This window comes from Neorhizobium sp. DAR64860/K0K1, from assembly GCF_050500205.1.
Taxonomy (GTDB): Bacteria; Pseudomonadota; Alphaproteobacteria; order Rhizobiales; family Rhizobiaceae; genus Neorhizobium; species Neorhizobium soli.
In genome coordinates this window covers 1,607,889-1,630,870 of the sequence record NZ_CP191459.1, presented here as the reverse complement: position 1 = coordinate 1,630,870, position 22,982 = coordinate 1,607,889, and the positions used below count along the sequence as shown (strand labels likewise).

Genomic DNA, 22,982 nt, shown 5'->3' with positions numbered 1-22,982 from the left:
TCAATCCTTCTCGTTCGATACGGCCACAAGCCGGTCAAGCGCTGCAGCGGCATTGCCGCTTTCGAGCGCGTTCGTGGCGATCGTCATGCCATCCTTCAGCGTTTCGGCCTTTCCGGCGACGACAAGCGCTGCCGCCGCGTTGCAGAGTGAAATGTCACGGTATGCATTCTTCGCCCCGCCGAGAACCGCCCGCAACGCCTTCGCATTGTGGATGCCGTCACCACCCTTGAGGTCGGCAAGCGTTGCCTGCGGCACGCCAAAATCGGCTGGGGTCAGCTCAAAGGAGCGGATACTGCCACCCTCCAGAGCGCAGACCTGCGTAACGCCTGTCGTGGTGATCTCGTCCAAACCCTGGCCATGCACGACCCAGACAGTCTCGGAGCCGAGACCGCGCAGCACCTCTGCGATCGGCTGCAGCCATTTCGGATCGAAAACGCCGAGCAACTGACGCTTGGCGCCTGCAGGGTTCGAGAGAGGACCCAGAATGTTGAAGATCGTCCGCGTGCCCAGTTCGACGCGGCTAGGCCCCACATGGCGCATCGCGGCGTGGTGCATCGAGGCGAACATGAAACCGATCCCGGCCTCGCGAATACAGCGAGCAATACGCTCCGGGCCAATTTCAAGGTTGACACCGAGGGCTGACAAAGCGTCCGCCGTGCCCGATTTGGAACTCAGCGCCCGGTTGCCATGCTTGGCGACGGGAACGCCTGTACCAGCCACGATGATCGACGCCAGTGTCGAGATGTTGTAGGTGCCGGCACCATCGCCACCGGTACCGACGATATCAACGGCATCGGCTGGTGCGTCGACCCGCAGCATCTTCTCGCGCATGGTCGTTACGGCGCCGGAAATCTCCGCCACCGTTTCTCCTCGTACGCGCAGCGCAATCAGAAACCCGCCGATCTGCGAGGGCGTCGCCTCGCCGGACATCAGAATGTCGAACGCCTGACGCGCCTCATCCAGCGTGAGGCTCTCCCCGGCAGCAACTTTGGCGATGAAGGGTTTCAGCTCAGGCATTCTTTGGCTCTCAAGTCGCTTAGTATTGCGCGGGCGCAGCCGACTGATTGACGGCGGCCTGGTTGATCGAAACACCGTAGGTGTTCTTGAGGCTGTTGACCATCTGATCGAGCATGTCATCGCCGGCAGAATTGGCCATGCGCTGGAGTTGCTCGTCGCCGGCAAGCGCATCGCTCGTGGCCTGATCGACCGCCGTCACCTTCAGAAGAAGGCGGCTCTCGCCGTCGGATCCGAGCGCTGTTCCAGTCACGCCGACCGGTCCGGCAAAGGCTGCCGCAATCGCCTCGTTGCCGAAGATGGCGTCCTCGCCGTTGCGGCGCAGGCCGGACTTCGTTTCGATGGCGACGCCGAGATCCTCAGCGATTACTGCCAGCGTCTCGCCCTTGTCGAGGCGACCCTTGAGGTCGGCCGTGCGTGCCGAAAGCGCCTGACGCTGCTGATCAGCCGTCCAGTCGGCAACGGCCCGGTCGCGGACTTCGCTAAGCGGACGTTCCCGTTCCGGCGTGACGTTGCGGACCTCGAACCAGACGAAGCCGTCCGTGCCAACCGTCAGCGGCAGCGTATCCGCGCCGGGATCGGTGCGGAAGACGTCGGTCAAAAGCGTGGTGCCGCTTGGGAGATCTGCAATGCGCTTGTCCTGCGGATCAAGGCCGGATGCATTGGCCGTGACCGTGACGAGCTTGAGGTTCAGATCCTTTGCTGCGTCTTCAAGCGTCGTCCCGTTGCTGCGCAACTCCTCGAAGCGGTCATGTGCCGTGTTGAGTTCCTGCGAGGCGGCCGCGACCGCCATCTGCTGGCGCAGCTCGCCCTTGACCTCGTCGAAGGCGCGGGTGGTTTCCGGACGAACGTTGGAGACCCGCAAAATGACGGGACCGAATGTACCTTGAACGGCTGGCGTGATGCCGCCATTCGCGCCAAGCTTGAAGGCCGCTTCTGCAATTGCCTCATCCGGAACAGCGTCGCGGGTAAAGTCGCCGAGGCGAACGTCGGCTGCGGTTTTGCCCTGGTCCGCCATGACCTGGTCGAACGTCGTCGTTCCGGCGCGCAACTGCGTCGCGGCGGCTTCTGCCATTTCCATGTTGGGGAAGGGCAGCTGCTCGATGGTGCGCGTCTCGCTCGTCTTGAAGCTGGCGATCCGCTTGTCGTATTCGGCCCGCGCCTGCTCGTCGGTGATCGAAGACGCATCCGCGATGTCGGATGGCTGCAGCTTCACATAGGCAAACGTGCGGTATTCCGGGGCCCGATAGCGGCTCTTCGCACCTTCGAACCACTGCGCCAGAATATCATCCGTCGGTGCTTTTACGGGATCGATATTGGCGTTCGACAAAAGCAGATATTCGACCGTGCGGCTTTCGTCCCGATACTGCTTCAATGCATCGATCAGAACCTGCGGCGGCTTGAACCCGTCGGACACCGATTCGACGATCTGGCTGCGGACAGCAACTTTGCTGCGCTCCTTGATGTAATCGTCTTCGCGAAGGCCGGCATTGCGCAGGCGGGAGGTGAACAAGGCGCGGTCGAACTGACCGTTGACGCCCTGGAATGCAGGGTCTTCGCTGATCAGGATACCGAGCTTGTCTTCTGAAAGACCGAGATTCATGTCGTCGGAAAGCTGATCGAGTGCAGCGCCTGCGGCGAGCTGTGCGAACACCTCGTTCTCGACGCCGAATGCACGTGCCTGTTCCGCGGTCAGCGGTGCGCCGAACTGACGACCGATATTAGCGACCTGTCGCTGATAGGCCAGCCTGAACTCTTCAGACGAGATTTGCTGATCGCCCACCGTCAGGACGGTATTGCTGTTCGATCCGATCAGGGAGTGCGAAATGCCCCAGATGCCGAAGGATGCGGCAAGAACCAGGAGCAGGAGTTTTGCGACCCAGGAGCGGGCTGCGTTTCTGAGCGAATTGAGCATCGGCGATATTACCTATCAGTCGTAGTGCCGCCTTTCCGGCGGTTTGAGCGAATGTCTCTAGAACAATCTGCAACGGAAATGAAGGCGTTGACGCGCAAAAGCGCGCAGGCACCACCATTGTCCGCCCCACTGACTATTTCGTGAAGGTAATGGCAGGGATTATATGACGACGACAGTCACGACAGCCGGGCCCGGTGGGCACTCTATCCCCGCTATTGATCGAAACGACCCGTTTCGCCGAACGCTGCTCAGCTTCTCCACGGGCGAGCCGTCTCAGGCCCGGCGTCGCGTCCGCTCATTCGCCGCCAGTGTACGTTTTAGCGCGTTAGTGGTAGGTTTCGGTGGAGACGTCGTCGTCCATGATGCGAAATGCTTCGTAAAGCGCTTCGACGAGCACGTCGGTAAGGCTGTCGCCATCGCCGTCCTGCAGGAAAAGGCCAATGGCCTGTTCGGATGGCTGGCTCGTGTGTTCGGTTTCTTTAGACATTCATTGTCCCCTAACTGTCGCGATTGATTCCGACAAGGGCAGGCTAGATAATCGCGCTTGCGTGGAACTGGAGTTCTTCTGGCGCGAAGAGACGCGGCGCCGACAATCGTAAAGGTGAGCAATCACTGTTTGAGGACCATTGGCATTCATCCGAATCTTGCTCGTGTTTGTCAGCGAATAATGAAGTTGGGACGGCGAAGTTCCCTCGATTCCGAGCCGATGGGTAGCGGCTCGGTTTACATGAATCGTCCAGTTTGTATTTTGGCTTGTGAAACGACAGGACTAATTTAGAAGCCTGTTTGGCTCTGAACCGCAGTGGAATGCGGGCGGAGATGAGGGAGAAAAAGCATTTTGGATCGATCGGAAATCAACCTGGAATCCTGCGCGCAGGAGCCGATCCATATACCGGGTGCGATCCAGCCGCATGGTGCGCTGATCGTTCTGCGGCCGACTGATCTCACGGTCCTGCAGGCAAGCCGCAATGCCGGCGCGTTTTTTGGTGCTGATCTGCGCCTCGGCGGTCCCGCGCCGGTGATCCTTGATCCACTGAATGACGACATCAGAAATTGGCATGAGTTGAGCGAAGCCGTTTTCCAGACAGATATCTCCGATGCAACACTGACGGCGCATCGATCTGGTGGACTTGTTATCCTGGAAGTCGAGCGTTCGGGAGCGCAGACACTCGGCAGCCTGTTTGCGCGCCTGCGCGGTTTTGCGCAGGTTCTGTCGACGCAGGCCGATGTGGCGGGTTCGCTTGCGGCGGCCGCTCGCTTTGTTCACGACCTGACAGGGTTCGATCGCGTCCTCGTCTACAAGTTCGACGACGACTGGAACGGACACGTTGTCGCGGAAGCAGGCAATGGCAGGTTGCCATCGTATCTCGACCTGCGTTTCCCGGCGGGCGACATACCGGCACAGGCGCGTGCGCTCTACGCCGCCAATCGCTTGCGGGTCATTCCCGACGCATCCTATGAACCTGTGCCGATAGACGCTGGTCGCGAATCCGGGACCGCAGGCAGTCCGCTTGATCTGAGCTTCTCGCAGCTGCGCAGCGTTTCGCCGGTGCATCTCGAATACATGCACAACATGGGCACGGCCGCATCCATGTCCATGTCTATCATAATCGACGGACGCCTTTGGGGGCTTGTCGCTTGCCATAGCGCCCAGCCTCACATGGTTCCGGTCAGGGTGCGCGATGCCTGCGACTTTATCGTCCAGTCGCTCGCCATGCGGATCGCAGCGCAAGTTCACTCCCAGGACGCCACCCGCCGCGTCGAGCTGGCGCGCATCTCCGGTGATCTTCTGCGGGCAATGACATCTGCCTCGTCCTGGAGCGAGGGATTGGAGACCTTGCCGAAGGATCTGGTCGCGCAGGTCGGTGCCTCGGGAGCCGCCATTATTGCACAGGGAGAGTGCCACAAGGTGGGGATCACCCCGACGGACGACGAAGTTCGCTCCATCGTCGGCTGGCTTTCCGGCAGAGCGGACGACGACATCTTCGCCACCACATCGCTTGCTGCGGACTTTCCATCGGCTGAAGCGTTTGCCGGCGAGGCAAGCGGCATCATCGCCATTCGTTTGTCCGAGCTTTACGAAAACTGGCTGATCTGGTTCCGGCCCGAGGTGATCCGCACGGTCCAGTGGGCTGGAGACCCGCATAAGATTGTCCAGGAAAAAGGACGTATCCATCCGCGGAAATCCTTTCAGGCCTGGAGCGAAAATGTCCGGCTCCATTCTCAGGCCTGGAGCGAAGCAGAACTTTCTGCTGCACGCGACCTTCGCAACGCGATCGTCGGGATCGTCTTGCGAAAGGCTGAAGAGCTGGGTGAACTCACCAGCGAACTGCAGCGCTCCAACAAGGAGCTTGAAGCTTTCTCCTATTCGGTGTCGCACGATCTGAGGGCGCCGTTCCGGCACATCGTCGGCTTCGCTCAGTTGCTGACAGACAGGGAAAACAGTCTCGACGAAAAATCGCGCCACTACCTTCGGACCATCTCCGATTCGGCGCTGGCAGCGGGCAGGCTCGTGGATGGCCTGCTCAATTTTTCGCAGCTGGGGCGTGCCTCGATCACCCATAAGCATGTCGACATGAACAAGCTTGTCGCCGAGGTTGTGAAGAGCGTGATTCTGAACCAGGACGACCGAGCCATCTCGTGGTCGATCGAGCCGTTGCCGACCGCCTGGGGCGATGCCACGCTGTTGCGGCAGGTCTGGTTCAACATTATCGAAAACGCGGTAAAGTACAGCAGGCACCGCAACCCCGCAGAAATCCGCGTCCGGGGCTCCGTCAAAGGCGATGTGACCACCTACAGCGTCAGCGACAACGGCGTCGGGTTCGACATGGCTTATGTCGGCAAACTTTTCGGGGTCTTCCAGCGGCTCCAGCGCGCCGAAGACTTCGAGGGGACCGGTATCGGCCTTGCTCTTGTGCGCAGGATCGTCGAACGCCATAACGGAAGCATTACCGCCCATGGGGAAGTGGACAAGTGCGCAACCTTTGTCTTTGCCCTGCCAGGCCCTGAGAAGAAAGGCCGCGCCCATGCCTGAACTACGCCCGATACTGCTTGTCGAAGACAGCCCACGCGACCTGGAACTCACGCTCGCCGCGTTGGAAAAGTGCCAGCTTGCCAACGAGATTGTCGTTGCTCGCGATGGCGCCGAGGCGATCGATTATCTCTTCGGAACCGGGATTCATGAAGGTCGCCCGTCCGGCGATCCGACCGTCGTGCTGCTTGATCTGAAACTGCCCAAGATCGATGGTCTCGAAGTCCTCGAGCGTGTCAAGAAAGACGAGAGACTGCACCACATTCCGATCGTCATGCTGACGTCGTCGAGGGAAGAGCAGGATCTGGTGCGAAGCTACGAGCTCGGCGTCAACGCCTTCGTCGTGAAGCCTGTCGAGTTCAAGCAGTTCTTCAAGGCCATTCAGGATCTCGGGGTATTTTGGGCTCTCTTGAATGAACCACCTCCTGGATACCGCGCCAAAGACGGAGGCTAACAGAGTGCAGCACAATCCACGCCTACTCATGCTGGAGGACAGCCCGCTCGATGCCGAATTGATCCGCGAGCAGCTTGAACTGTTGACGAAAAAGCCGGAGATCCGTCTCGTCAGCAACCGCAGTGAATTTGTGAAAGCGCTGGAAGCGCGCGATTTCGACCTCATCCTTTCGGATTTTTCGCTGCCCGATTTCGACGGTATGGCGGCGCTGGACATGGCAAGCCGCGAGGTGCCGGAGATACCATTTATCTTTGTCTCCGGTATCCTCGGGGAGGAGGCCGCGATCGAATCGTTTCGGCGTGGCGCGACGGACTACGTTCTGAAGCAACGGTTGATACGCTTGCCCGCTGCCGTCGAGCGGGCACTGGCGGAGGCTCACGAGAAAGCCGAGCACCGGCGCGCGCAGAACCAGAAGGAACTGCTCGTCCGCGAACTCAGCCATCGGGTGAAAAATACCATGGCCATGGTCATGTCGCTCGTACGCCGGACGGCAAAGAGCAGTCACACGGTCGACGACTACGCGTCGAACCTGCTTGGCAGGCTTCGGGCGATGGCTGACGCACATGCGCTCCTGTTCGAAACGAACTGGAGCAAGGCGGAGCTTGCCGACGTCGTACGTCGAACCCTGGCACCGTATATGGAGGGCCGCGGCAACCGGTTCGTGATCGATCCCGGTCCGACCGTTCATCTTGACCCGAAGTCCGCGCTGGCGCTCAGCCTGGTCTTCAACGAACTGACGACCAATGCGGTGAAATACGGCGGACTGTCACAGGATGGCGGTCATATCGCGATCAGCTGGGTGCGCGACGTCGTGAAGGAGGGAAAGGCAACCATGACCCTCACCTGGCAGGAGATTGGCGGCCCGACCGTCACGCCACCCGAGCAACAGGGTTTTGGTACGACGCTGGTGGAGCGAAGCATCCAGTATGAACTCCGAGGGAACGTCGAAATAGACTATGCCGAGACAGGCCTCGTTTGCCGGATCACCTTCCCGATACCGTCATTCGACTGAAGTTCGGAACTCCGGCGCGGCTGCCCCTTTAGGCGCCGCGTCGAAACTGTGTCAGAACGAACTGTGATGAGCGCCCGAGCGCCTAGTTCCGGATCTTCGACGAAGGCGCGTCACGTGGTTCCTGAGTGGCCCCGAATGTCTCTTCCATCAGCGAGGAAAGCTTGTGGGCCGTCCAGGGCTTGGGAAGCAGCGGCAATCCCTTCAGCCTCGTCTTGACTTCCGGCAGCTCGGCGTAACCGGTGCAGACTATGATGGGGACAGAACGTGCCTGCAGTTCCTCGATCACCGGAAAGGACAACTCGCCGTGCAGGTTGAGATCGACCACCGCGCCGGCAAGCTCGTTGCGAGGGATGGCATCGAGCGCATCGACCAGACGTCCAAACGGTCCGACGACTTCGTGTCCACGGTCGAGGAGGTAATCCTCCATGTCCATGGCAAGAAGGAGATCATCCTCCAACAGGAGGATTTTCGCGGATTCGGTATAGGCTGTGCTATCGGACATCATTTCACGCATGGTTAAAACAGGAAGTTGCGAAATGGCGAGCGGTACGCTTTTTTCAAGGGCAAAAAGCCTGCAAGCAAAACAGACATGATGTGTATGGAACGCTGCCACTCTTTTCGATGCGATCGGCTGATGGCGGAAGAGGTGTCCGCCTTTTCTGCGCATTAGCCGACTTAGATGTAAACCGCTTACTGTTATTGCTTGCTTTTTTTGCCGCGCGAAGAGCTTAATCATCCTATTCAACTCTACGGACAACGCTCCGAATTAGGAATAGCGTTAGGGATCGAATGGCTAGGCATAAGCTAACAGTACCCGAAGTTAAGGCTGCATCTAAACCCGGTAAGCTAGGCGACGGCGATGGGTTATATCTCCATGTCTCTAAATCCAGCACCAAGTCTTGGGTGTTCATTTGGGTTAGGAACGGAAAACGTCGCGAGATGGGGCTCGGCTCCTTTGGCGCCGGTACCGGACAGGTCTCTCTCTCCGCAGCCCGCGAAAAGGCGGATGAGGTCAGAAGGATTCTTGGAAGAGGCGGTGACCCGTTCTCGGAAATGGAGGAGCGCAAGGCCGCGGTTGAAGTTGTCACATTTGCCGAGTGCGTCGACGAGCTGCTCAAAAGCATGGAAGGCACCTGGAAGAATTCCAAACACCGCGCTCAGTGGGAGATGACCCTTGGTGATACGTACTGCGCACGCATACGTAAACTGAGCGTCGCGGACGTCTCCACCGACAATGTGGTCGCGGTTCTCGAGCCGATATGGAAGACCAAAAACGAGACTGCGGCTCGTCTTCGCGGCCGGATCGAGCGTGTCCTGGACTACGCTCGCGTTGAAGGATACCGCACAGGCGAAAACCCAGCCCGCTGGAAGGGGCATCTGGAACACCGCTTCGGCAAACGTGAGAAGCTCACCAAGCGAGGACATCATGCGGCGCTACCCTATGCAGAGGTACCGGAGTTCTTCCAGCGGCTTCGCAATACTGAGGGACTAGGGGCGAGGGGGCTTGAACTTCTAATTCTGACCGCGGCTCGAACCGGTGAGATCATTGGCGCGAAGTGGAACGAGTTCGATTTCGTGGAAAAGGTCTGGCTCGTGCCTGCTGATCGTATGAAGGCAGGCCGAGAACACCGTGTTCCGCTTACCGACGAGGCCCTGGCGGTTCTTGAGGTGATGCGTGAGCAAAAGATCAACGACTACGTGTTCCCCGGGCGTAAAGAGAACAGCGCGATAAGCGACATGACGATGGCGAAGACGCTGAAAACCATGAAGGTACCGGTGACAGTCCACGGCTTCAGAAGCAGCTTCCGTGACTGGACGTCTGAGGCGACGTCGTTCCCGTCTGAGATAGCAGAAGCCGCGCTAGCTCACCTTGTTGGTGATGAGGTTGAGCGGGCCTACAGGCGAGGCGACGTGCTGCAAAAACGGCGGAAGCTGATGCAAGCTTGGGCTGGGTTTCTGACGATACAGAAGGCGGGCTCTGTCGTGTCCTTGCACCGCAAAGCCTGAAATAATTTCCCAAAGATTGCGCTGAATTCAAAGTAACGTACGGCCTTCTCGACAATACATTATGAATAATGTTTGTTTTTCAGTGGCTTAACGAAGCGTCGATACATATCTTATAAAATCGGGCTTGTTGAATCTGCAGAAGTTTCGGCATTTATGCGTAGTCGTCCTCAACAACTTGGATGACCTTAATGGAAAAGCACGAAATACAGCTAGTCTCACTCAAGCAGGTCTGCGCTTTGACCTCGCTAAGTCGAACCGGAATAAACAAAGCACGCGCAGGCGGGCGGTTCCCACAGGCTATAGAGCTAGACGGTCGGCGTGTTGCCTTCGTCCGTCGCGAAATCGAAGAATGGATTACAGCTAAGGTCGCCGCTCGTGACGCGAGGGTCGGCCAGTGACCATACAAACGCAAAAGTCCAGAAGGGGCGGCAACCCCTCCTGGACTGGTAATCCGAGCAATACAAAAAGCATATCGTTCGATCGCCGCGAGATCAAGGTGGCGCGGGATCATGCTAGCGAAAAGCTGCGGCTTTTGCGTCTTCACGCCGGCATTCGGTTCAATGATCTTGGCCGCCTAGTCGCCTACCGTCGACGGCATGCGCTCAACATCGGCTCCGAATTCTCATGGGCCGTGGTGCTGGCAAACCTCAGCGAGGCACTAGGCACGACTGCCGACGTCTTCGCGGTCCACGATTTAGCTCGCCGCCTCGGGCTCCCTGAGATTGATGCGGATATTGCAGCGGCCGCTTGCCGGAGTGGTGACGGTCTCTTGCTGTCCGCAGTTGTCGTTGGCGAGTTTCTCGAAGTCAGCAGCTGCGAACGGACGGACGCACGGCTCCGAAACGTCGAAGCCGTGGACGAGTGCGCCGAAGACAGAAAACGCCGGATTGCACGGGACCGTCAGCGCCGGAGACGCGCTGTCACGCGACCTTATCAGAACAGAAAGCGTGACACAGTCCGGAAGACGGGCGGGGGCTCACGCTGCTTCGCATCTCGGCTCGCCAAGGGGCGAACCTCGACCGCCCTCGCGTCACGGCAGGAGCCGCGGGCTTCTTCTTTCTTTTCCGGAAGAACAAAAGGTCAGGCGGGCACAACGGCAGGCGAGCTCGATTCTTCATCGAGCATCGGCGTCGCAGACGCGTTTGCCGGATCCAAGTCGGAGCCCGCTTATGGCTCCGTTGTCATCTTTCATCGTCAACCAGCCACGCCGCCGCCCATAGGCAGCCAACGGCTTCAACCCGAGCCCTCTCCAATCCTCAGATCATTTGGAGACAACGTACATGCGCAAAAGCATCCTTGACGAACCGGCACTGAAAATCGAGATCGACCGCCGGCGATGGTCGCACGGCGAGGTTGTCGAGTTCCGCGGAATCAAAAACGGCCGGACAATCGCCTTCCATGAAGTCCGGTTTACCGACGAAGCAAGCGGTTTCGAACGGTTCCTAGAGGATCTCGGGCATTTTGTTCAGCGCGTCCCGCGGGGCGGTATCGAGAAGCCACGCCACCTGCGCGGGAGGGATGACGCATGAGCCGGCCCCTCACGCCCGCGCGCCTCGACGCCTTGCTAGGGGACTACGATGCTGCGGTTCGTCATCCATCTCGCTTGTCCTTAGCTACCGACTCACTTTGGGGTGCAAAGGCTATTGCGCGTTACCTAGGCATTTCGCCTGACACGGTACGCCGAATTGAAAAGCATGATCCGACCGCTCCTATTTACCGGCCGGCGGGTCGGTTGCTAGCGTTCAAGTCGGAGTTAGCCGTATGGCTGCGGTCAAGATGACCGTTGCGAAAACTCAGAGAGGCGGATAGCTTTACTGTGCCCTTAGAGGCTCAAACATACACACAAGGAACTCGTTATGGATACGACATACAGATTGATATCACTTACGGAAGAAGGCAACTGCGGTCAGACCGGCGCAACAGCCGAAATTGCAAGACTCCTTTCAGGAAACATTACCCGTTTCACCAGCACTAGGCTCGCGATCGAGCGGACCGACTGGTCGAATGCAACGGGCAAGCTCAAACCAGTGCGCTCAGTTGTGATTGAGGTAGAGGATCAACCCGGGCAGTGGACTCTCGGAGCGTAGATCCTCCGAAATCGCCGAACATGCGTCTGTTCGCATAGCTTTGCTAAATAGCTAAACCTCGACATCTATTACATTTTCGGGGCCATGAGATTTTGGCCCCGCAAACCTCCTGTTGAAATGAAGTCGCTCGCTCAGCCGACGCCGGAAGAGTACGCGTTATTCACCGGCCAGCCGATCGGCTCGACCGCGGTCAGCCTCGCTACCGCCCTGACCGTCCCGGCCGTGGCCAGCGCAGTCCATCTGCTCTCCTCGTCGATCGCAGCGCTGAAGCTGAACGTGGAGCGGCTTGAGGGCGGCTCCTGGGTTACCGACACCGCTCACCCCGTCGCGGCACTTCTCGAGGGTGACGTCAACGATTTCACCTCTTCCTTTGAATGGGTCCGCGACATGATCGCCGGCGCCCTGACGTCGGATAAGGGATCGCTTTCATACGTCAACCGCGTTGCCGGTGAAGTCCGTGAGATCGCCGGTTATGAGCCCGCTTATTTCCAAATCGATTACAGCGGCGACGGCCGGCGGGAGCCTTCCTTCCGGATCAACAACCGCCCGACCGCGCCGGATGACGTCATCGCCCTTCGCGGTCCGTTCTCCCGGTGCCCTGTCACGCTTGCCGCCGAAGCGATTGGCAACGCGAAAGAGATGGAGCGCCATGCCGGACGTCTGTTCCGCAGCGGTGCCCGGCCCGGTGGGGTGATCGAAAGCCCCAAACCGATGGGTGACGAGGGCATGCGGAAGATGATTTCCGCGTGGCGCAAGGCCCACGAAGGCGGTGAGAACGGCGGCAAGACCGCAGTCCTTTTTGACGGCAGCTCCTTCCGCCCGCTGACTTTCTCCAGCGTTGATGCCCAATTTCTAGAGCTTTGGAAGTTCGTCGTGCTCGAGGTTGCTCGAGTCTTTCGCACGCCTCCGCAGCTTCTATTCGACTTCGATCGCGCAACCTGGAGCAATGCCGAACAAAGCGGCAAAGAATGGTTGAGCTCGCTCGAATTCTGGATGAGGCCGCTTGAAGCCGCCATGCGCCGCGGCCTTTTCACACCGGAAGAGCGACCGACATATCGCGTCCGGTTCGAGCGCGACGATTACAGCAACGTCGACTTGGTCTCCCGAGCTACTGCCGCAAGCAGCCTCATCAGCTCCCGCGCAATGAACCCGAACGAAGCCCGCGTCACGCTCCTCGACCTTCCGCCGTACGAAGGCGGAGCAGCCTACGCCAATCCTAACACCGGCAGCAGCCAGCCAGGGCAACCCACAGGAGTCGCAAGTGACGCTTGACGAGATTCAGGCAAACACGGTCGACCAAGACCGAGGGAGAAGGCTCGAGATCTTCGATCCTTTCGAAGGCAGGCCCACGGGCATGACGCTCTGGATCGCCGGGCCCGATTCGATGACACAACGTAGGGCGAGAATCGAAATGTCCGACGAGTTGTCGGAACGGGCCAATCCCGATGGGACGATCTCTGCCGAGCAGCGGGAGGCCGCCCGTCTCAACTGCCTGGCGAAAGTCGTCCTACGCTGGGAAGTGCAACACGAGGGCACGGACCTGACCTTCAGCCACAGCAACGTCCTGCGCGTCCTTCGCGCCGCCGCCTGGCTTGAGGCGACCGTCGACGCCTTCGCAGGCGATCGCGCCAACTTCAAACCAGGAGCGGCCAATGTCTGACGACCAAGCAATCCTTCTCGTCGCCGTCGTCGGCGTGCTTCTGCTCATCGCTGTTATCGGCGGCTTCGATATCGGTCGTCGTGGAGATGATCGCTAATGGAGCGCGCTTATTTCGAGACAAAGATCGCGGCCACGGACTCCGGTGAAATCACCGGCTTGGCTTGGCCGTTCGGCTCTCCGGACCGCGTCGGCGACATCATTGAGCCCGGAAGCTTCAAAGGTGTCTCCCTGCCTCTTCCAATGCTGTTCGGCCACGACCTCAACGATCCCATTGGCGTCTGGTCTACTGCCTCCGAGGACGGCGCCGGCCTCCAAGTCAAGGGAACGCTGCTGATTGGCGATGTCGCCCGGGCCCGCGAGGTCCACGCCCTCGTCAAATCGGGTGCGGTGAAGGGTCTCAGCGTGGGCTTCGTCACGAAGAAGGCGCTGGCCCGCAAAGGCGGCGGTCGAACGATATCGGCGCTCGAACTGATCGAGGTCAGCCTCGTCACTGTCGGAATGCATCCCGGCGCCCGGGTCACCAGCGCGAAATCCGCAATCGATGCCATTGCGATGGCTGAAATGATCAACCGCGCCGCGGCGCGCATGAGGGCTTAGAAATGGAACACATCCGCAAGCAGGCACTGCTCGCCTCCACGCTCGTTACCAAGGGCGACGAGGAAGATCCATCGGCGATCGTCACGAAGGCTCTGGGAGATCTCCAGCAATCCGTCGATAGCCGGCTGAAAGAGATCGAGGCCAAGACTGACACGACCAAGCTGGAAACGCGGCTGAAGGATCTTGAGACAAAAGCCAACCGTCCGGCCGGCGGTATCGACAAGAAAGATGAGGAAGCCGCTGCGATCGAGAAGAAAGCGTTCGGCACCTATCTTCGCTTCGGTATGAACACACCGGCGGAAGAGCTGAAAACACTCACCGTCTCCAGTGATCCGCAGGGCGGCTACCTGGCGCCTCCGGAGATGTCGTCCGAATTCATTCGAGATCTTGTTCTCGTGTCGCCGGTTCGCTCGGTGGCTTCCGTTCGCAGCACGTCGGCGCCATCCGTCCAGTACCCAAAGCGCACAGGCATCACAAACGCGCGGTGGAAGGGCGAAACCCAGACGCAGGAAGCATCGGAGCCGACTTTCGGACAGGCTGAAATCGTCGTCAAAGAGGTCAACACCTTCGTCGACGTCAGTAACCAGCTCCTTCAGGACTCCGCTGGCCAGGCGGAAGCTGAGGTGCGCCTCGCACTGTCCGACGACTTCGGTCAGAAGGAAGGCCGCGCCTTCATTCTGGGCAACGGTGTACTCGAGCCCGAAGGCATTCTCACCAACGCTGAGATCCAGACCGTTTTGAACGGTCACGCCGCCAACCTGAGCGTCGACCAGCTCATCGCCCTGCAATACAGCCTGCCGGCCGCATATCGCAATGTTGCGACCTGGGCCATGAACGGAACGACGCTCGGCAAGGTGCGCACGTTGAAGGACGGTCAGGGCAATTACGCCTGGCAGCCTGCCCTGCAGGCGGACTCGCCGTCCACACTGCTCGGTCGCCCTGTCATTGAGCTTCCCGATATGCCTGACCTCGCGGCCAACGGCTTCCCGATCGTCTTCGGCGACTTCAGCGGCTACCGCATCGTCGACCGCGTCGGCCTGTCCATCATGGTCAATCCGTACCTGCTCGCGACGAACAGCATTACCCGCATTCACGCATCCCGCCGCGTCGGCGGTGGCGTGTTGCAGCCTGCCAAGTTCCGCAAGCTCAAGATGGCGACCTCGTAAGCCACAAGCTCTCAGAAAGGATTTCGAAATGCGCGATATCGTTCATAATCTGGGCTTGGTGACCGCCATTGCCCCTGCAGTCTATGCCGCCGACAATGCGCCCGTCGTTGTCGACCTGCTTGGTTTTAACCAGGCCATGGTTGCGATCCACGTCGCGTCCGGCGGCATCACCTTCACCGCTTCGAACAAGGTCGAATTCGTCCTCGCGCATAGCGACGACGGCACCACCTTCGATCCAGTGACGGATGCCGATGTCCAGGGCGTCTCCGGGATCTCCGGCGGCATCATCCAGTCCCTGAAGACGGCTCATGCCGACCCGAAGATCTACAAGATCGGCTATGTCGGCAATCGCCGTTACATCCGTCTGCTCGCTGACTTCTCAGGCACGCATGGCACCGGTACCGGCATCGCCGCGACCGTGGTCAAGGGTCAGCCTGCTCAGAAGCCCGTAGCGTAAAGGGGTTTGGGCATGGTTGACCTGATCAAGATCCGGCGTGCGGTTGGAACCGCGTTCGAGGCTGATGCCTTGGCGCGCGCCCAGGATGTAGCACGCGCCGCGCCCGAGGTTGTCGAGTGGTTCCCCGGAACCGAGCTGGCACTGACGGCGAAGCATCAGGGAACCGCGCTCATCTTCACAGCGGCTTGCATGGTCACCATCCCGGCTGGTCTTCCCGAGGGCTTCGGCTGCGCGTTCATCCAGGCCGGCACCGGCCAAGTGAGCTTGCAGCCGGCTGAAGGTGTCACGCTCAACAGCCAAGGCAACGCACGCAAGTCCGAAACGCAATGGTCAGTATTCGGGGTCAGTTCGATCGGTCCCGAGCACTACCTGGGCGTCGGAGGTCTCGTTTCCTGATGCCAACCCGCGCCCCCTCGATCTGCAGCTACTGCAACCAGCCTCACACAGCAGCGATGAAATGTGAGCGCGCACTGCAGGCGGATCGCGACCGAAAATCACGTTTCGATAAGAAGCGGCCGTCGGCACGGGAGCGAGGCTACACCGCAGAATGGACGGCAGCGAGCAAGGCGTTCCTTGCCGTCTATCCATCATGTCGCCGATGCGGTCAGCGCGCTGCGCTGGTCGACCATATCACCCCGCATAAGGGCGACCAGAAACTGTTCTGGAACCGTGCCAACTGGCAGCCCCTATGCACCCCTTGTCATTCCGGCGCCAAGCAAAGCCAAGAGCGGCGCGATAGGAAAGGAAACTGAAATGCCGACCTTCAGCACCGCAGGCAGCAAGATCTTCATTGGTACCGCAATGTCGGACGACGACGGTGAGGTTATCGCCGCGGACTTCACCGCCGTCACTTGGACCGAAATCGGTCGGACCACGACTCTCGGCACATTCGGCGACACGAGCAACTCGATCGATAGCACGTATATCGACCGCGCCCGTGTCCAGAAGCGCAAGGGCGCACGCAACGCCGGAACGATCGAACTGGCGATGGATATCGACACCACCGATGCCGGCCAGATAGCCCTGCTCGCCGCGGAGAAGAGCACTGCGAACTTCGCGTTCAAGATTGAGATGAATGACAAGCCGGTCACAGGGGCTTCACCAAAGCCTAGCCAGCGGCTGTTCTATGGTCTTGTCATGAGTGCGGCCGAGGAGCTCGGCGATGCCGACAGCATGGCTAAGCTGAACTGCCAGATCGCTTTGAACTCGAACATCGTCCGAGTGACGGCAAGCGCATCCTGAGATCGAGGGCCCCCGGGGGTACGTCACGACTTGGTACCCCTTCTGGGGACCGGCCCGGGGTCATTCATGCGAAAAACCGTCGAATTCGGTCTAGTTTTTAAATCGAGCTGAAAAGGCATCCGCCGTGATCGTTTCTGTCGAAGAATTAAAGCAGCAGCTTAACCTCAGCGACGACCTGGGAACGGGTGATGACGCCCTTATCGGTCGCACGATTGCGGCCGCACAAGGCCTCCTCGAGCGTCAACTCGGCTACCCGATTGAGATCACGTATCCAGTGGAAGTTCCGGCACCGTTGCACCAGGCCGTCTGTCTTCTCGCCGGCCATTGGTTCGAAAACCGTGAGGCCAGTTTGATCGGTGTTTCCGGACAGTCGTTGCCGTTTGGCGTCGACGAGATCGTTCGGGAATTTCGGGAGTATAGCTTCGATGGATGACGGACTCGCACGTTTTCAACGTCGTATGCGGGCCATCCCACAGGCTGCGAAAGAGGCCGTCGTTCCGGCTCTGCTCACCGGCGCCAATGAGATCGCAGCGCTGCAACGGCAGCTCGCGCCGGTTGACGAGGGTGATCTCCGGGACAGTATCGAGGTGACCCCTCCAGGGCGGTCCACGCCAGAGTATTCGCAACCGGGCGGCAGCCGGGTCGCTGGCGAACTGGAGGCCGTCATCACCGTCGGCGACCACACCGTCCGCTACCCGCATTTGGTGGAGTACGGCACGTCCGACACCACTGCACAGCCGTTTTTCTGGCCGGGCTTCCGGCTTGGTCGGAAGCGTGCCGCCAATCGTGTCAAACGCACCATCGGCAAAGCAATTAGAGGCACCAAAAAATGACACCGGAAGTCGCCCTGCAGACCGCCGTGCGTGCTCGCCTTATTGCCACCCCGGGTGTCATTGCACTTGTCCCCTCCGCCAATATCCTGGACCGGAACGAGCGCCCGAACCCGCGCCCGTCGATCATCATTGGTGAGGGCCAAGCGGTCGATGAAGGCGACACGATCGCGCGGACCCGGGTCCGGGTCTACATGGATCTCCACATCTGGATTGAGGAGCCGAGCACGGCGGGTTCTAAGGCTTTGGCCGGCGCGATCCGAACCGCGCTACGCGCTCGCTTGGTTCCCGGATATGCTGGCATCCACATCCCAGATTGCCGCGTCGCGAGCGCCCGTTTCCTACGCGATCCGGATGGCAAAACATCGCACGGAGTCGTCACCGTCAACGCCGTTGTCGAGGAGGCCTGACATGCGCGCTGGCAAGCTCGATCGGACCATCACCATCGAACGCTTCAGCTCCACGCCCGATGACTTCGGCACGCCTGTTGAAACCTGGACTCCGGTGGCAACCCTTCGCGCCCAGGTCATTCAGTCGGCGACCGAGGAGTTTCTCTCGGCGCAGGGCGCAACGGACGCGACCGTGATTGTCTTTCGAACACGTTGGCTCGACGGCATCATGACCTCCGATCAACTCGGGTACGAGGCGAAGTCATTCAACATTCGCGAGGTGAAGGAAATCGGTAGGCGGCGCGGACTTGAGATCCGATGCGAGGCAAAGAAATGAGCACACGCGGCCGCAAGGCAGACCTGAAGGCGATTGAAGGCGGGCTCCATGGCGTCCCATTGCCGCCGGCTGAAGTGCCCACCGATATGATCCCAGAATGGCAGGCCATTGCCGCAGAACTGGTGCAGCGGAGGCTGCTGACCGCATCAATGTCAGGCCTGTTGTCGACGTATATTATAGCCTTGTGGACGGTTCGCGAATGTCAGAAGTCGTTGGCCGTGCACGGCTCGACGGTATTGACCGCTCATAAGATGCTCAAGCCAAATCCGGCCGCTGGCATGCAGGCTAAAGCCATGGAAATGGTTGCGCGCCTCGCTTCGGAGCTCGGCCTGACGCCGGCAGCACGCGCTAAACAAGGCTTCCAAAAGGGTGAGAAGAAGCCAGGAGGTGCGCCCGATGGCCTCGACATCTAAGGCAACGCGACCCGAGTGGATCTTTGATGGTTCGGAGATCGAGGACACCTTTGGTTACGGCGAACGCGCCGTCGACTTCCTGCGCCGGCTCAAGCATCCGAAAAGCGAGAGTGGCGCCTTTGAGCTGCCGCTGTTTTGGGAGCGCATCGTCCGTCGGATCTACGGCCCATGCCTTCCGAACAAGCGTCGGCAGGTCAAGACTGTTTTCGTTCTGCTTCCTCGCGGCGCACGCAAGACTACGATGGGCGCCGGCCTTGCGCTTCTCCATACTGTTGGCTGGGAGCGGCAGCCATCCGGCCAGGCCATGGTTGCGGCATCGGCAGAGGAAGACGCTAGAATCGCGTTCGACGAAGCCGTCTCAATCGTCTCGGAGACCGAGTGGCTTCAGGAAGCCATGAAGCCGACGGAAAGCCTTTTTCATCTCGAGCACGTGAAGAGCAAATCCACGTTTCGCGCTCTCGCATCGGGCGGCCGTGGCAAATTGGGCAAGACGCCGAATTTTGTTTTGGCCGACGAGCTTATCGCCTGGGAAGGCGAGAACGCTCGGAAGAACTGGAGCGCCATCCGCACCGGTCTCAACAAAGTGGGCAACACGCTGTTGGTCATCATCACCCAGGCGGGACGCGGCCAGGAAAACCTTGCCTACGACCTGCTGACCTATGCTCGAAAGGTGCAGAGCGGTGTCGTCGAAGATCCTTCGTTCCTGCCGGTACTGTTCGAAACGCATCCGGAGGATGATTGGGAAGACGAAACCCTCTGGCACTACGTCAACCCGGGACTGGCTGAAGGCTACCCCGATATCGACGGTCTTCGCACCATGGCGCGCGAGGCAAAAGAGCGACCGACCGAGCGCGACAACTTCCGCCAGTTCCACCTGAATTGTTGGCTCGACTACAGCGCGAGCCCTTTCGTCGCCATGCCGATCTATGACGAGGGCCGTGCCGAGGTCGATCTCGACAGGTTCGAAGCAGAGCAGACGCCTTGCTACTTGGGCGTCGACCTTTCCAGCACGAACGATCTCACCGCGGTTGTCGCAGCCTGGGGCGACCGTGAGAGCGGTTATGCGGTCCACCCGTGGTTCTTCCTGCCCAGGGACAATATCCAGCGCAAAGCCGGCCGCGACGGTGTCGACTATCCGCTTTGGGAGGAGCAAGGGCTCATCACCCTGACGGAAGGAAACGTCGTCGACTTCCATTTTGTTGAAGCGCAGATCGAAGAGCTTTGTGCCAGGTTCAACGTCCGAGAGATCGCCTTCGACCCGGCGCTTGCTCGAAACAGCATCTCCAACCTTCTCGACAAGGCCCTGCCGGTGGTCGAATTTCGCCAAGGCTGGCTCACCATGTCTCCGGCCATTGCGGAGCTGGAGCGAGCCATCCTCGCCCGCCGCTTCACCCACGGCGGCAATCCGATCCTGAGATGGCATTTCGATAACATCGCAATCCGCACCGACACCTCCGGCAACAAAAGTTTCCACAAAGGTAAGTCGAAAGACCGCATCGACGGCGCCGTCGCCACTGCGATGGCCGTGGCGCGCTGCGCAGCTGGCGACAGCGGGAAATCATCTTACGACACATTCGATGGCGACATCGAGGAATTCGCGTTTGCCTGAAGGAGGCTCATATGCCCGCAACCGATGAAGAAAGATTGGTCGTCTCGCTTGAAGCAAGAATCCGCGACTTCGAGCGGAACATGCAGCGCGCCGAAAAGACCGGCTCCGGCTCGTTCAACCGCCTCCGGCAGGGCTCGCGCGGTGCGACACAAGCCATGGAAAGCGACATGATTCGCTCGACACAGCGGATCAACCAAGCGCTTGCGCAGACGTCGACGCGGATCGGTAGTTTTGGCAAGGCGCTTATCGGTGGCCTTGCCCTTGGTGCCGGCATCGGCGCGCTGGAAGGGTTCAGGCAGGCTGCTGTTGAGTCCACGAAATCGATCCTGGAGCTGGCCGACAAGGCGAAGATCGCCGGCGTATCGTTCAAGGCATTCCAGCAGCTCAAGTTTGTTGCCGATCAGAACCGTGTTTCCGTTGACGCTCTCACCGACGGCCTCAAGGAAATGAGCCTGCGCGCTGACGAATTCGTGCTGACCGGCGCGGGCTCCGGTGCCGAGGCGTTTCAGCGACTTGGGTTCACCGCGGAGGATCTCGCCCGTCGCTTGAAGGAGCCAGACAGGCTTTTCGTCACCATCATCGGTCGTTTGAAGCAGCTCGATAAGGCCGCGCAGATCCGCATCTCGGATGAGGTTTTCGGTGGATCCGGCGGCGAGCAATTCGTCCAGCTCATCAACCAGGGTGAGGAAGGAATTCGCAAACAGATCAAAGCCGCAGAAGATCTCGGCCTCGTCATGGACGAAAACATGGTGCGGAAAGCCGAGGAGGTGAACCAGAAATTCGCCCTCATCACGACAACCATCGGCACGCATCTAAAAGCTGCAATCGTCAACGCCGTCTCAGCCTGGACCACGTTTCTGGACTCGTATCGTGAGTTCCAAGACCAGCAGAAAGGCACCCTGGAACTGCGACAGTCTCAGCTCGGCCTGAAGCGGATCGATCTCGAAAACCAGCTTATCCAGATCCCGAAGTCCGAGGAAATGACCAGGCGAAAGATTGGCGCGCAGCTCGACGAGATTGCGACAGAAGAAGCCGTCATCGTGAACGAATTGAACGCGCGGCTCAAGCGCACCAAAGCTGCTCTACCTCCCGAGGTGGTGCTGCCATCATCGGGCGCACCGGTACCGCCGTCGTCGTCATCGCGGTCCGGATCCACCAGCATTGATCTCGTGAAGTTCCTGGCGGCCGGCAAGTCTGCCGAGCATATTTCAGGAATGTCGTCCGGTTTCGAGTCCAAGCTCGAGAAGATGCTCGCGGCGCTGCCGAAGGAGCTTGCCGGCGCGGTCACCATCAACAGCGGTTACAGGTCCGTAGAACGGCAACAGCAGTTGTGGCAGCAGGCACTCGAGAAATATGGCAGCGTTGCCGAGGCCCGAAAGTGGGTCGCACCACCCGGAAATTCCCAGCATAACAAAGGCAACGCCGCGGATCTCGGTTACTCCAATGACGCCGCTCGCAAATGGGCGCATGAGAACGCCGGCCAGTTCGGCCTGAGCTTCCCGCTTTCGAACGAAGATTGGCATATCGAGGATGCTGATGCCCGGGCCGGCGCGCTGCAGGATCGGACACAACAGCTCGAACAGGCCGGCCAGGCGTATGACGATCTGCTCAGCCGCGGCCGCGAGTTCGTTGCGCAGCAAGGTCTTGAGGGTCAGGCGCTGGGGATGACGGAGCAGGCCGCCGCGCGGCTCCGTTACGAACAAGAGCTGCTCGATAGCGCCCGCCAGGCCGGCATCAATTTGACACCGCAGCAGACGGAAAGCATCCGCCAGCTTGCCAACGAAATGGCAGGTGCCGAGGAGCAGACGCGCCGCCTTACACAGAGCCAGGAGGAGGCCCGGGCCTCAGCCGCGCAGTGGGCAGGCGTTGCGCAGGGCGCGACCAAAGGTTTCATCCAAGACTTGACGAACGGAGTGACGGCGTCAGACGCGCTGAAAAAAGCACTGAGCAAAGTTGCCGAGGTGTTGCTGGATCAGGTTCTGACCGCAATGTTCCAAGTCGGCGGCACCATGGGCGGCGGCGGCGGTGGACTGTTCGGGAGCAGCAATGGCGGGTTGCTCGGCAACCTGATAGGTTCGCTCTTCTCCTTCGACGGCGGCGGCCATACCGGAAACGGCCCCCGCTCCGGCGGCGTAGACGGCAAAGGTGGCTTCCCGGCGATCCTGCATCCGCAGGAATCGATCGTCGATCACACAAAGCAGCGCAGCGGGTCGCGACAGTCTTCGGCGGCGACCTCGTCTTCAGTCGACGTCGAGACATCAGTGGTCGTCCGCATGGAAGACGACGGCAAGCTGACGGCTCTGGTCGAGCGCACCTCCGCAAAAGCCGCTGACAAGCGAGTCCGCCAATATGATGCAAACCTGCCCGGCCGCGTCGAAGCTATCAAGCGCAATCCCCGTAAGAGGATGAATCAGGCGTCATGAACCGGAGAACGAAACTCCTATGCGAAGCCCTGAAGGACTCGCTCCGCACCGGATCGCCAGCGCAAATCCCGGCCGGTGGCGATCACTTATGGCGATGGTTCTTGGACCTTCACGGGGCGCGATCGTTTGGTTTCAGCGGGCCGAACCCGATCTCGTTCGTCGAGATCCGCGCATATCTTGAGCTGCTCCGCATCCCGGCCGAGCCTCATCACGTCGAGATCCTGCGTGCACTCGACTCGGCGTATCTGGAGCACGCGTATGCCAGCCGCGACGGCAAAGGCGCCAGCAAGCCCGCTGGACCATTGAGTGCCGAATCCTTCGACGCCTTCTTTGGGTGAA

General features: G+C 59.9%; 27 protein-coding genes. 22 read left to right on the top strand and 5 right to left on the bottom strand.

From position 1 onward, the window contains the following. The 3 genes from trpD to ACQY1J_RS12450 all read right to left on the bottom strand — a co-directional run bounded on the left by trpD (position 1) and on the right by ACQY1J_RS12450 (position 3,416). A complete protein-coding gene (gene trpD / locus ACQY1J_RS12460) occupies positions 1 to 1,017 on the bottom strand; it encodes an anthranilate phosphoribosyltransferase (protein ID WP_113110505.1) in 1,017 nt (338 codons plus the stop codon). A gap of 19 nt (positions 1,018 to 1,036) precedes the next feature. After that, positions 1,037 to 2,929, bottom strand: coding sequence for a SurA N-terminal domain-containing protein (locus tag ACQY1J_RS12455; RefSeq protein WP_430251729.1), 1,893 nt, complete (start codon positions 2,927 to 2,929; stop codon positions 1,037 to 1,039). 325 nt (positions 2,930 to 3,254) lie between these two features. Then, the gene (locus ACQY1J_RS12450; protein ID WP_092662350.1) at positions 3,255 to 3,416 is read right to left on the bottom strand and encodes a hypothetical protein; all 162 of its coding nucleotides are present in this window, start codon (positions 3,414 to 3,416) and stop codon (positions 3,255 to 3,257) included. A 351-nt stretch (positions 3,417 to 3,767) separates the two neighbouring features. On the opposite strand from ACQY1J_RS12450, the gene ACQY1J_RS12445 reads away from it, so the two are divergent. From ACQY1J_RS12445 to ACQY1J_RS12435, 3 genes are read left to right on the top strand one after another with little or no spacing between them, the layout of a single operon-like run. Beyond that, positions 3,768 to 5,963, top strand: a complete 2,196-nt coding sequence (locus ACQY1J_RS12445; RefSeq protein ID WP_430251727.1) for an ATP-binding protein — start codon at positions 3,768 to 3,770, stop codon at positions 5,961 to 5,963. Continuing rightward, the gene (locus tag ACQY1J_RS12440; RefSeq protein WP_062456905.1) at positions 5,956 to 6,414 is read left to right on the top strand and encodes a response regulator; all 459 of its coding nucleotides are present in this window, start codon (positions 5,956 to 5,958) and stop codon (positions 6,412 to 6,414) included. The genes ACQY1J_RS12445 and ACQY1J_RS12440 overlap by 8 nt, the downstream gene beginning before the upstream one ends. Before the next feature lie 4 nt (positions 6,415 to 6,418). Next, positions 6,419 to 7,426 (top strand): sensor histidine kinase, encoded by a 1,008-nt coding sequence (locus tag ACQY1J_RS12435; protein WP_430251725.1) that lies wholly within the window; start codon positions 6,419 to 6,421, stop codon positions 7,424 to 7,426. Between the two features lie 82 nt (positions 7,427 to 7,508). On the opposite strand, the gene ACQY1J_RS12430 is transcribed toward ACQY1J_RS12435, so the two are convergent. After that, positions 7,509 to 8,162 (bottom strand): hypothetical protein, encoded by a 654-nt coding sequence (locus ACQY1J_RS12430; protein ID WP_430251723.1) that lies wholly within the window; start codon positions 8,160 to 8,162, stop codon positions 7,509 to 7,511. A gap of 53 nt (positions 8,163 to 8,215) precedes the next feature. Here ACQY1J_RS12430 and ACQY1J_RS12425 point away from each other — a divergent pair, with 53 nt between their 5' ends. The 17 genes from ACQY1J_RS12425 (at position 8,216) to ACQY1J_RS12345 (ending at position 20,220) form a co-directional block, all read left to right on the top strand. Beyond that, complete coding sequence (locus tag ACQY1J_RS12425) at positions 8,216 to 9,433, top strand: tyrosine-type recombinase/integrase (protein WP_430251721.1); 1,218 nt, start codon at positions 8,216 to 8,218, stop codon at positions 9,431 to 9,433. A 179-nt stretch (positions 9,434 to 9,612) separates the two neighbouring features. Further along, complete coding sequence (locus tag ACQY1J_RS12420) at positions 9,613 to 9,831, top strand: helix-turn-helix transcriptional regulator (protein ID WP_430251719.1); 219 nt, start codon at positions 9,613 to 9,615, stop codon at positions 9,829 to 9,831. 882 nt (positions 9,832 to 10,713) lie between these two features. Then, positions 10,714 to 10,962, top strand: a complete 249-nt coding sequence (locus ACQY1J_RS12415; protein WP_430251717.1) for a hypothetical protein — start codon at positions 10,714 to 10,716, stop codon at positions 10,960 to 10,962. 675 nt (positions 10,963 to 11,637) lie between these two features. Then, positions 11,638 to 12,792, top strand: coding sequence for a phage portal protein (locus ACQY1J_RS12410; protein WP_430251715.1), 1,155 nt, complete (start codon positions 11,638 to 11,640; stop codon positions 12,790 to 12,792). Beyond that, positions 12,782 to 13,180, top strand: a complete 399-nt coding sequence (locus tag ACQY1J_RS12405; RefSeq protein WP_430251713.1) for a hypothetical protein — start codon at positions 12,782 to 12,784, stop codon at positions 13,178 to 13,180. The genes ACQY1J_RS12410 and ACQY1J_RS12405 overlap by 11 nt, the downstream gene beginning before the upstream one ends. Positions 13,181 to 13,276: 96 nt before the next feature. Next, complete coding sequence (locus ACQY1J_RS12400) at positions 13,277 to 13,777, top strand: HK97 family phage prohead protease (RefSeq protein ID WP_430251711.1); 501 nt, start codon at positions 13,277 to 13,279, stop codon at positions 13,775 to 13,777. A 2-nt stretch (positions 13,778 to 13,779) separates the two neighbouring features. Further along, the gene (locus ACQY1J_RS12395) at positions 13,780 to 14,943 is read left to right on the top strand and encodes a phage major capsid protein (RefSeq protein WP_430251709.1); all 1,164 of its coding nucleotides are present in this window, start codon (positions 13,780 to 13,782) and stop codon (positions 14,941 to 14,943) included. Positions 14,944 to 14,971: 28 nt separating this feature from the next. Continuing rightward, positions 14,972 to 15,400 carry a hypothetical protein gene (locus ACQY1J_RS12390; RefSeq protein ID WP_430251707.1) on the top strand — a complete coding sequence of 143 codons (429 nt, stop codon included), beginning with the start codon at positions 14,972 to 14,974 and terminating at the stop codon, positions 15,398 to 15,400. A gap of 12 nt (positions 15,401 to 15,412) precedes the next feature. Then, on the top strand, positions 15,413 to 15,796 hold the full coding sequence (locus tag ACQY1J_RS12385; RefSeq protein WP_430251705.1) for a hypothetical protein: 384 nt from the start codon (positions 15,413 to 15,415) through the stop codon (positions 15,794 to 15,796). Next, positions 15,727 to 16,152 carry an HNH endonuclease signature motif containing protein gene (locus tag ACQY1J_RS12380; protein WP_430251703.1) on the top strand — a complete coding sequence of 142 codons (426 nt, stop codon included), beginning with the start codon at positions 15,727 to 15,729 and terminating at the stop codon, positions 16,150 to 16,152. Before ACQY1J_RS12385 ends, ACQY1J_RS12380 begins: the two co-directional genes overlap by 70 nt. A gap of 1 nt (position 16,153) precedes the next feature. Next, the gene (locus ACQY1J_RS12375; RefSeq protein WP_430251701.1) at positions 16,154 to 16,642 is read left to right on the top strand and encodes a hypothetical protein; all 489 of its coding nucleotides are present in this window, start codon (positions 16,154 to 16,156) and stop codon (positions 16,640 to 16,642) included. A 124-nt stretch (positions 16,643 to 16,766) separates the two neighbouring features. Beyond that, on the top strand, positions 16,767 to 17,075 hold the full coding sequence (locus tag ACQY1J_RS12370) for a head-tail connector protein (protein ID WP_430251699.1): 309 nt from the start codon (positions 16,767 to 16,769) through the stop codon (positions 17,073 to 17,075). Beyond that, a complete protein-coding gene (locus ACQY1J_RS12365) occupies positions 17,068 to 17,475 on the top strand; it encodes an HK97-gp10 family putative phage morphogenesis protein (RefSeq protein ID WP_430251697.1) in 408 nt (135 codons plus the stop codon). The genes ACQY1J_RS12370 and ACQY1J_RS12365 overlap by 8 nt, the downstream gene beginning before the upstream one ends. Beyond that, entirely contained in the window at positions 17,472 to 17,882 is a 411-nt protein-coding gene (locus tag ACQY1J_RS12360) for a DUF3168 domain-containing protein (protein WP_430251695.1), read from the top strand. Before ACQY1J_RS12365 ends, ACQY1J_RS12360 begins: the two co-directional genes overlap by 4 nt. A gap of 1 nt (position 17,883) precedes the next feature. Next, positions 17,884 to 18,198 carry a phage head closure protein gene (locus ACQY1J_RS12355; protein ID WP_430251693.1) on the top strand — a complete coding sequence of 105 codons (315 nt, stop codon included), beginning with the start codon at positions 17,884 to 17,886 and terminating at the stop codon, positions 18,196 to 18,198. Then, complete coding sequence (locus tag ACQY1J_RS12350) at positions 18,195 to 18,611, top strand: phage terminase small subunit P27 family (protein ID WP_430251691.1); 417 nt, start codon at positions 18,195 to 18,197, stop codon at positions 18,609 to 18,611. Before ACQY1J_RS12355 ends, ACQY1J_RS12350 begins: the two co-directional genes overlap by 4 nt. After that, the gene (locus ACQY1J_RS12345) at positions 18,595 to 20,220 is read left to right on the top strand and encodes a terminase large subunit (RefSeq protein ID WP_430251689.1); all 1,626 of its coding nucleotides are present in this window, start codon (positions 18,595 to 18,597) and stop codon (positions 20,218 to 20,220) included. Before ACQY1J_RS12350 ends, ACQY1J_RS12345 begins: the two co-directional genes overlap by 17 nt. Here ACQY1J_RS12345 and ACQY1J_RS12340 read toward each other — a convergent pair. Continuing rightward, entirely contained in the window at positions 20,175 to 21,032 is an 858-nt protein-coding gene (locus ACQY1J_RS12340; protein ID WP_430251687.1) for a hypothetical protein, read from the bottom strand. The two genes, ACQY1J_RS12345 and ACQY1J_RS12340, sit on opposite strands and share 46 nt — an antisense overlap. Here ACQY1J_RS12340 and ACQY1J_RS12335 point away from each other — a divergent pair. Together ACQY1J_RS12335 and ACQY1J_RS12330 are read left to right on the top strand one after the other, a co-directional pair. Continuing rightward, positions 20,988 to 22,643 (top strand): M15 family metallopeptidase, encoded by a 1,656-nt coding sequence (locus ACQY1J_RS12335; RefSeq protein WP_430251685.1) that lies wholly within the window; start codon positions 20,988 to 20,990, stop codon positions 22,641 to 22,643. The two genes, ACQY1J_RS12340 and ACQY1J_RS12335, sit on opposite strands and share 45 nt — an antisense overlap. Continuing rightward, complete coding sequence (locus tag ACQY1J_RS12330; RefSeq protein ID WP_430251683.1) at positions 22,640 to 22,981, top strand: phage tail assembly chaperone; 342 nt, start codon at positions 22,640 to 22,642, stop codon at positions 22,979 to 22,981. Before ACQY1J_RS12335 ends, ACQY1J_RS12330 begins: the two co-directional genes overlap by 4 nt. The last annotated feature ends 1 nt before the right edge of the window (position 22,982 follow it).

Coding starts and splice junctions, on each gene's coding strand:
- ACQY1J_RS12345 (WP_430251689.1), top strand. CDS start 18,595: ATGGCCTCGACATCTAAGGCAACGCGACCCGAGTGGATCTTTGATGGT.
- ACQY1J_RS12360 (WP_430251695.1), top strand. CDS start 17,472: ATGACACCGGAAGTCGCCCTGCAGACCGCCGTGCGTGCTCGCCTTATT.
- ACQY1J_RS12355 (WP_430251693.1), top strand. CDS start 17,884: ATGCGCGCTGGCAAGCTCGATCGGACCATCACCATCGAACGCTTCAGC.
- ACQY1J_RS12425 (WP_430251721.1), top strand. CDS start 8,216: ATGGCTAGGCATAAGCTAACAGTACCCGAAGTTAAGGCTGCATCTAAA.
- trpD (WP_113110505.1), bottom strand. CDS start 1,017: ATGCCTGAGCTGAAACCCTTCATCGCCAAAGTTGCTGCCGGGGAGAGC.
- ACQY1J_RS12400 (WP_430251711.1), top strand. CDS start 13,277: ATGGAGCGCGCTTATTTCGAGACAAAGATCGCGGCCACGGACTCCGGT.
- ACQY1J_RS12415 (WP_430251717.1), top strand. CDS start 10,714: ATGCGCAAAAGCATCCTTGACGAACCGGCACTGAAAATCGAGATCGAC.
- ACQY1J_RS12365 (WP_430251697.1), top strand. CDS start 17,068: ATGGATGACGGACTCGCACGTTTTCAACGTCGTATGCGGGCCATCCCA.
- ACQY1J_RS12330 (WP_430251683.1), top strand. CDS start 22,640: ATGAACCGGAGAACGAAACTCCTATGCGAAGCCCTGAAGGACTCGCTC.
- ACQY1J_RS12455 (WP_430251729.1), bottom strand. CDS start 2,929: ATGCTCAATTCGCTCAGAAACGCAGCCCGCTCCTGGGTCGCAAAACTC.
- ACQY1J_RS12420 (WP_430251719.1), top strand. CDS start 9,613: ATGACCTTAATGGAAAAGCACGAAATACAGCTAGTCTCACTCAAGCAG.
- ACQY1J_RS12390 (WP_430251707.1), top strand. CDS start 14,972: ATGCGCGATATCGTTCATAATCTGGGCTTGGTGACCGCCATTGCCCCT.
- ACQY1J_RS12395 (WP_430251709.1), top strand. CDS start 13,780: ATGGAACACATCCGCAAGCAGGCACTGCTCGCCTCCACGCTCGTTACC.
- ACQY1J_RS12385 (WP_430251705.1), top strand. CDS start 15,413: ATGGTTGACCTGATCAAGATCCGGCGTGCGGTTGGAACCGCGTTCGAG.
- ACQY1J_RS12375 (WP_430251701.1), top strand. CDS start 16,154: ATGCCGACCTTCAGCACCGCAGGCAGCAAGATCTTCATTGGTACCGCA.
- ACQY1J_RS12440 (WP_062456905.1), top strand. CDS start 5,956: ATGCCTGAACTACGCCCGATACTGCTTGTCGAAGACAGCCCACGCGAC.
- ACQY1J_RS12450 (WP_092662350.1), bottom strand. CDS start 3,416: ATGTCTAAAGAAACCGAACACACGAGCCAGCCATCCGAACAGGCCATT.
- ACQY1J_RS12340 (WP_430251687.1), bottom strand. CDS start 21,032: ATGCGTGCCGATGGTTGTCGTGATGAGGGCGAATTTCTGGTTCACCTC.
- ACQY1J_RS12350 (WP_430251691.1), top strand. CDS start 18,195: ATGAGCACACGCGGCCGCAAGGCAGACCTGAAGGCGATTGAAGGCGGG.
- ACQY1J_RS12380 (WP_430251703.1), top strand. CDS start 15,727: ATGGTCAGTATTCGGGGTCAGTTCGATCGGTCCCGAGCACTACCTGGG.
- ACQY1J_RS12410 (WP_430251715.1), top strand. CDS start 11,638: ATGAAGTCGCTCGCTCAGCCGACGCCGGAAGAGTACGCGTTATTCACC.
- ACQY1J_RS12430 (WP_430251723.1), bottom strand. CDS start 8,162: ATGATTAAGCTCTTCGCGCGGCAAAAAAAGCAAGCAATAACAGTAAGC.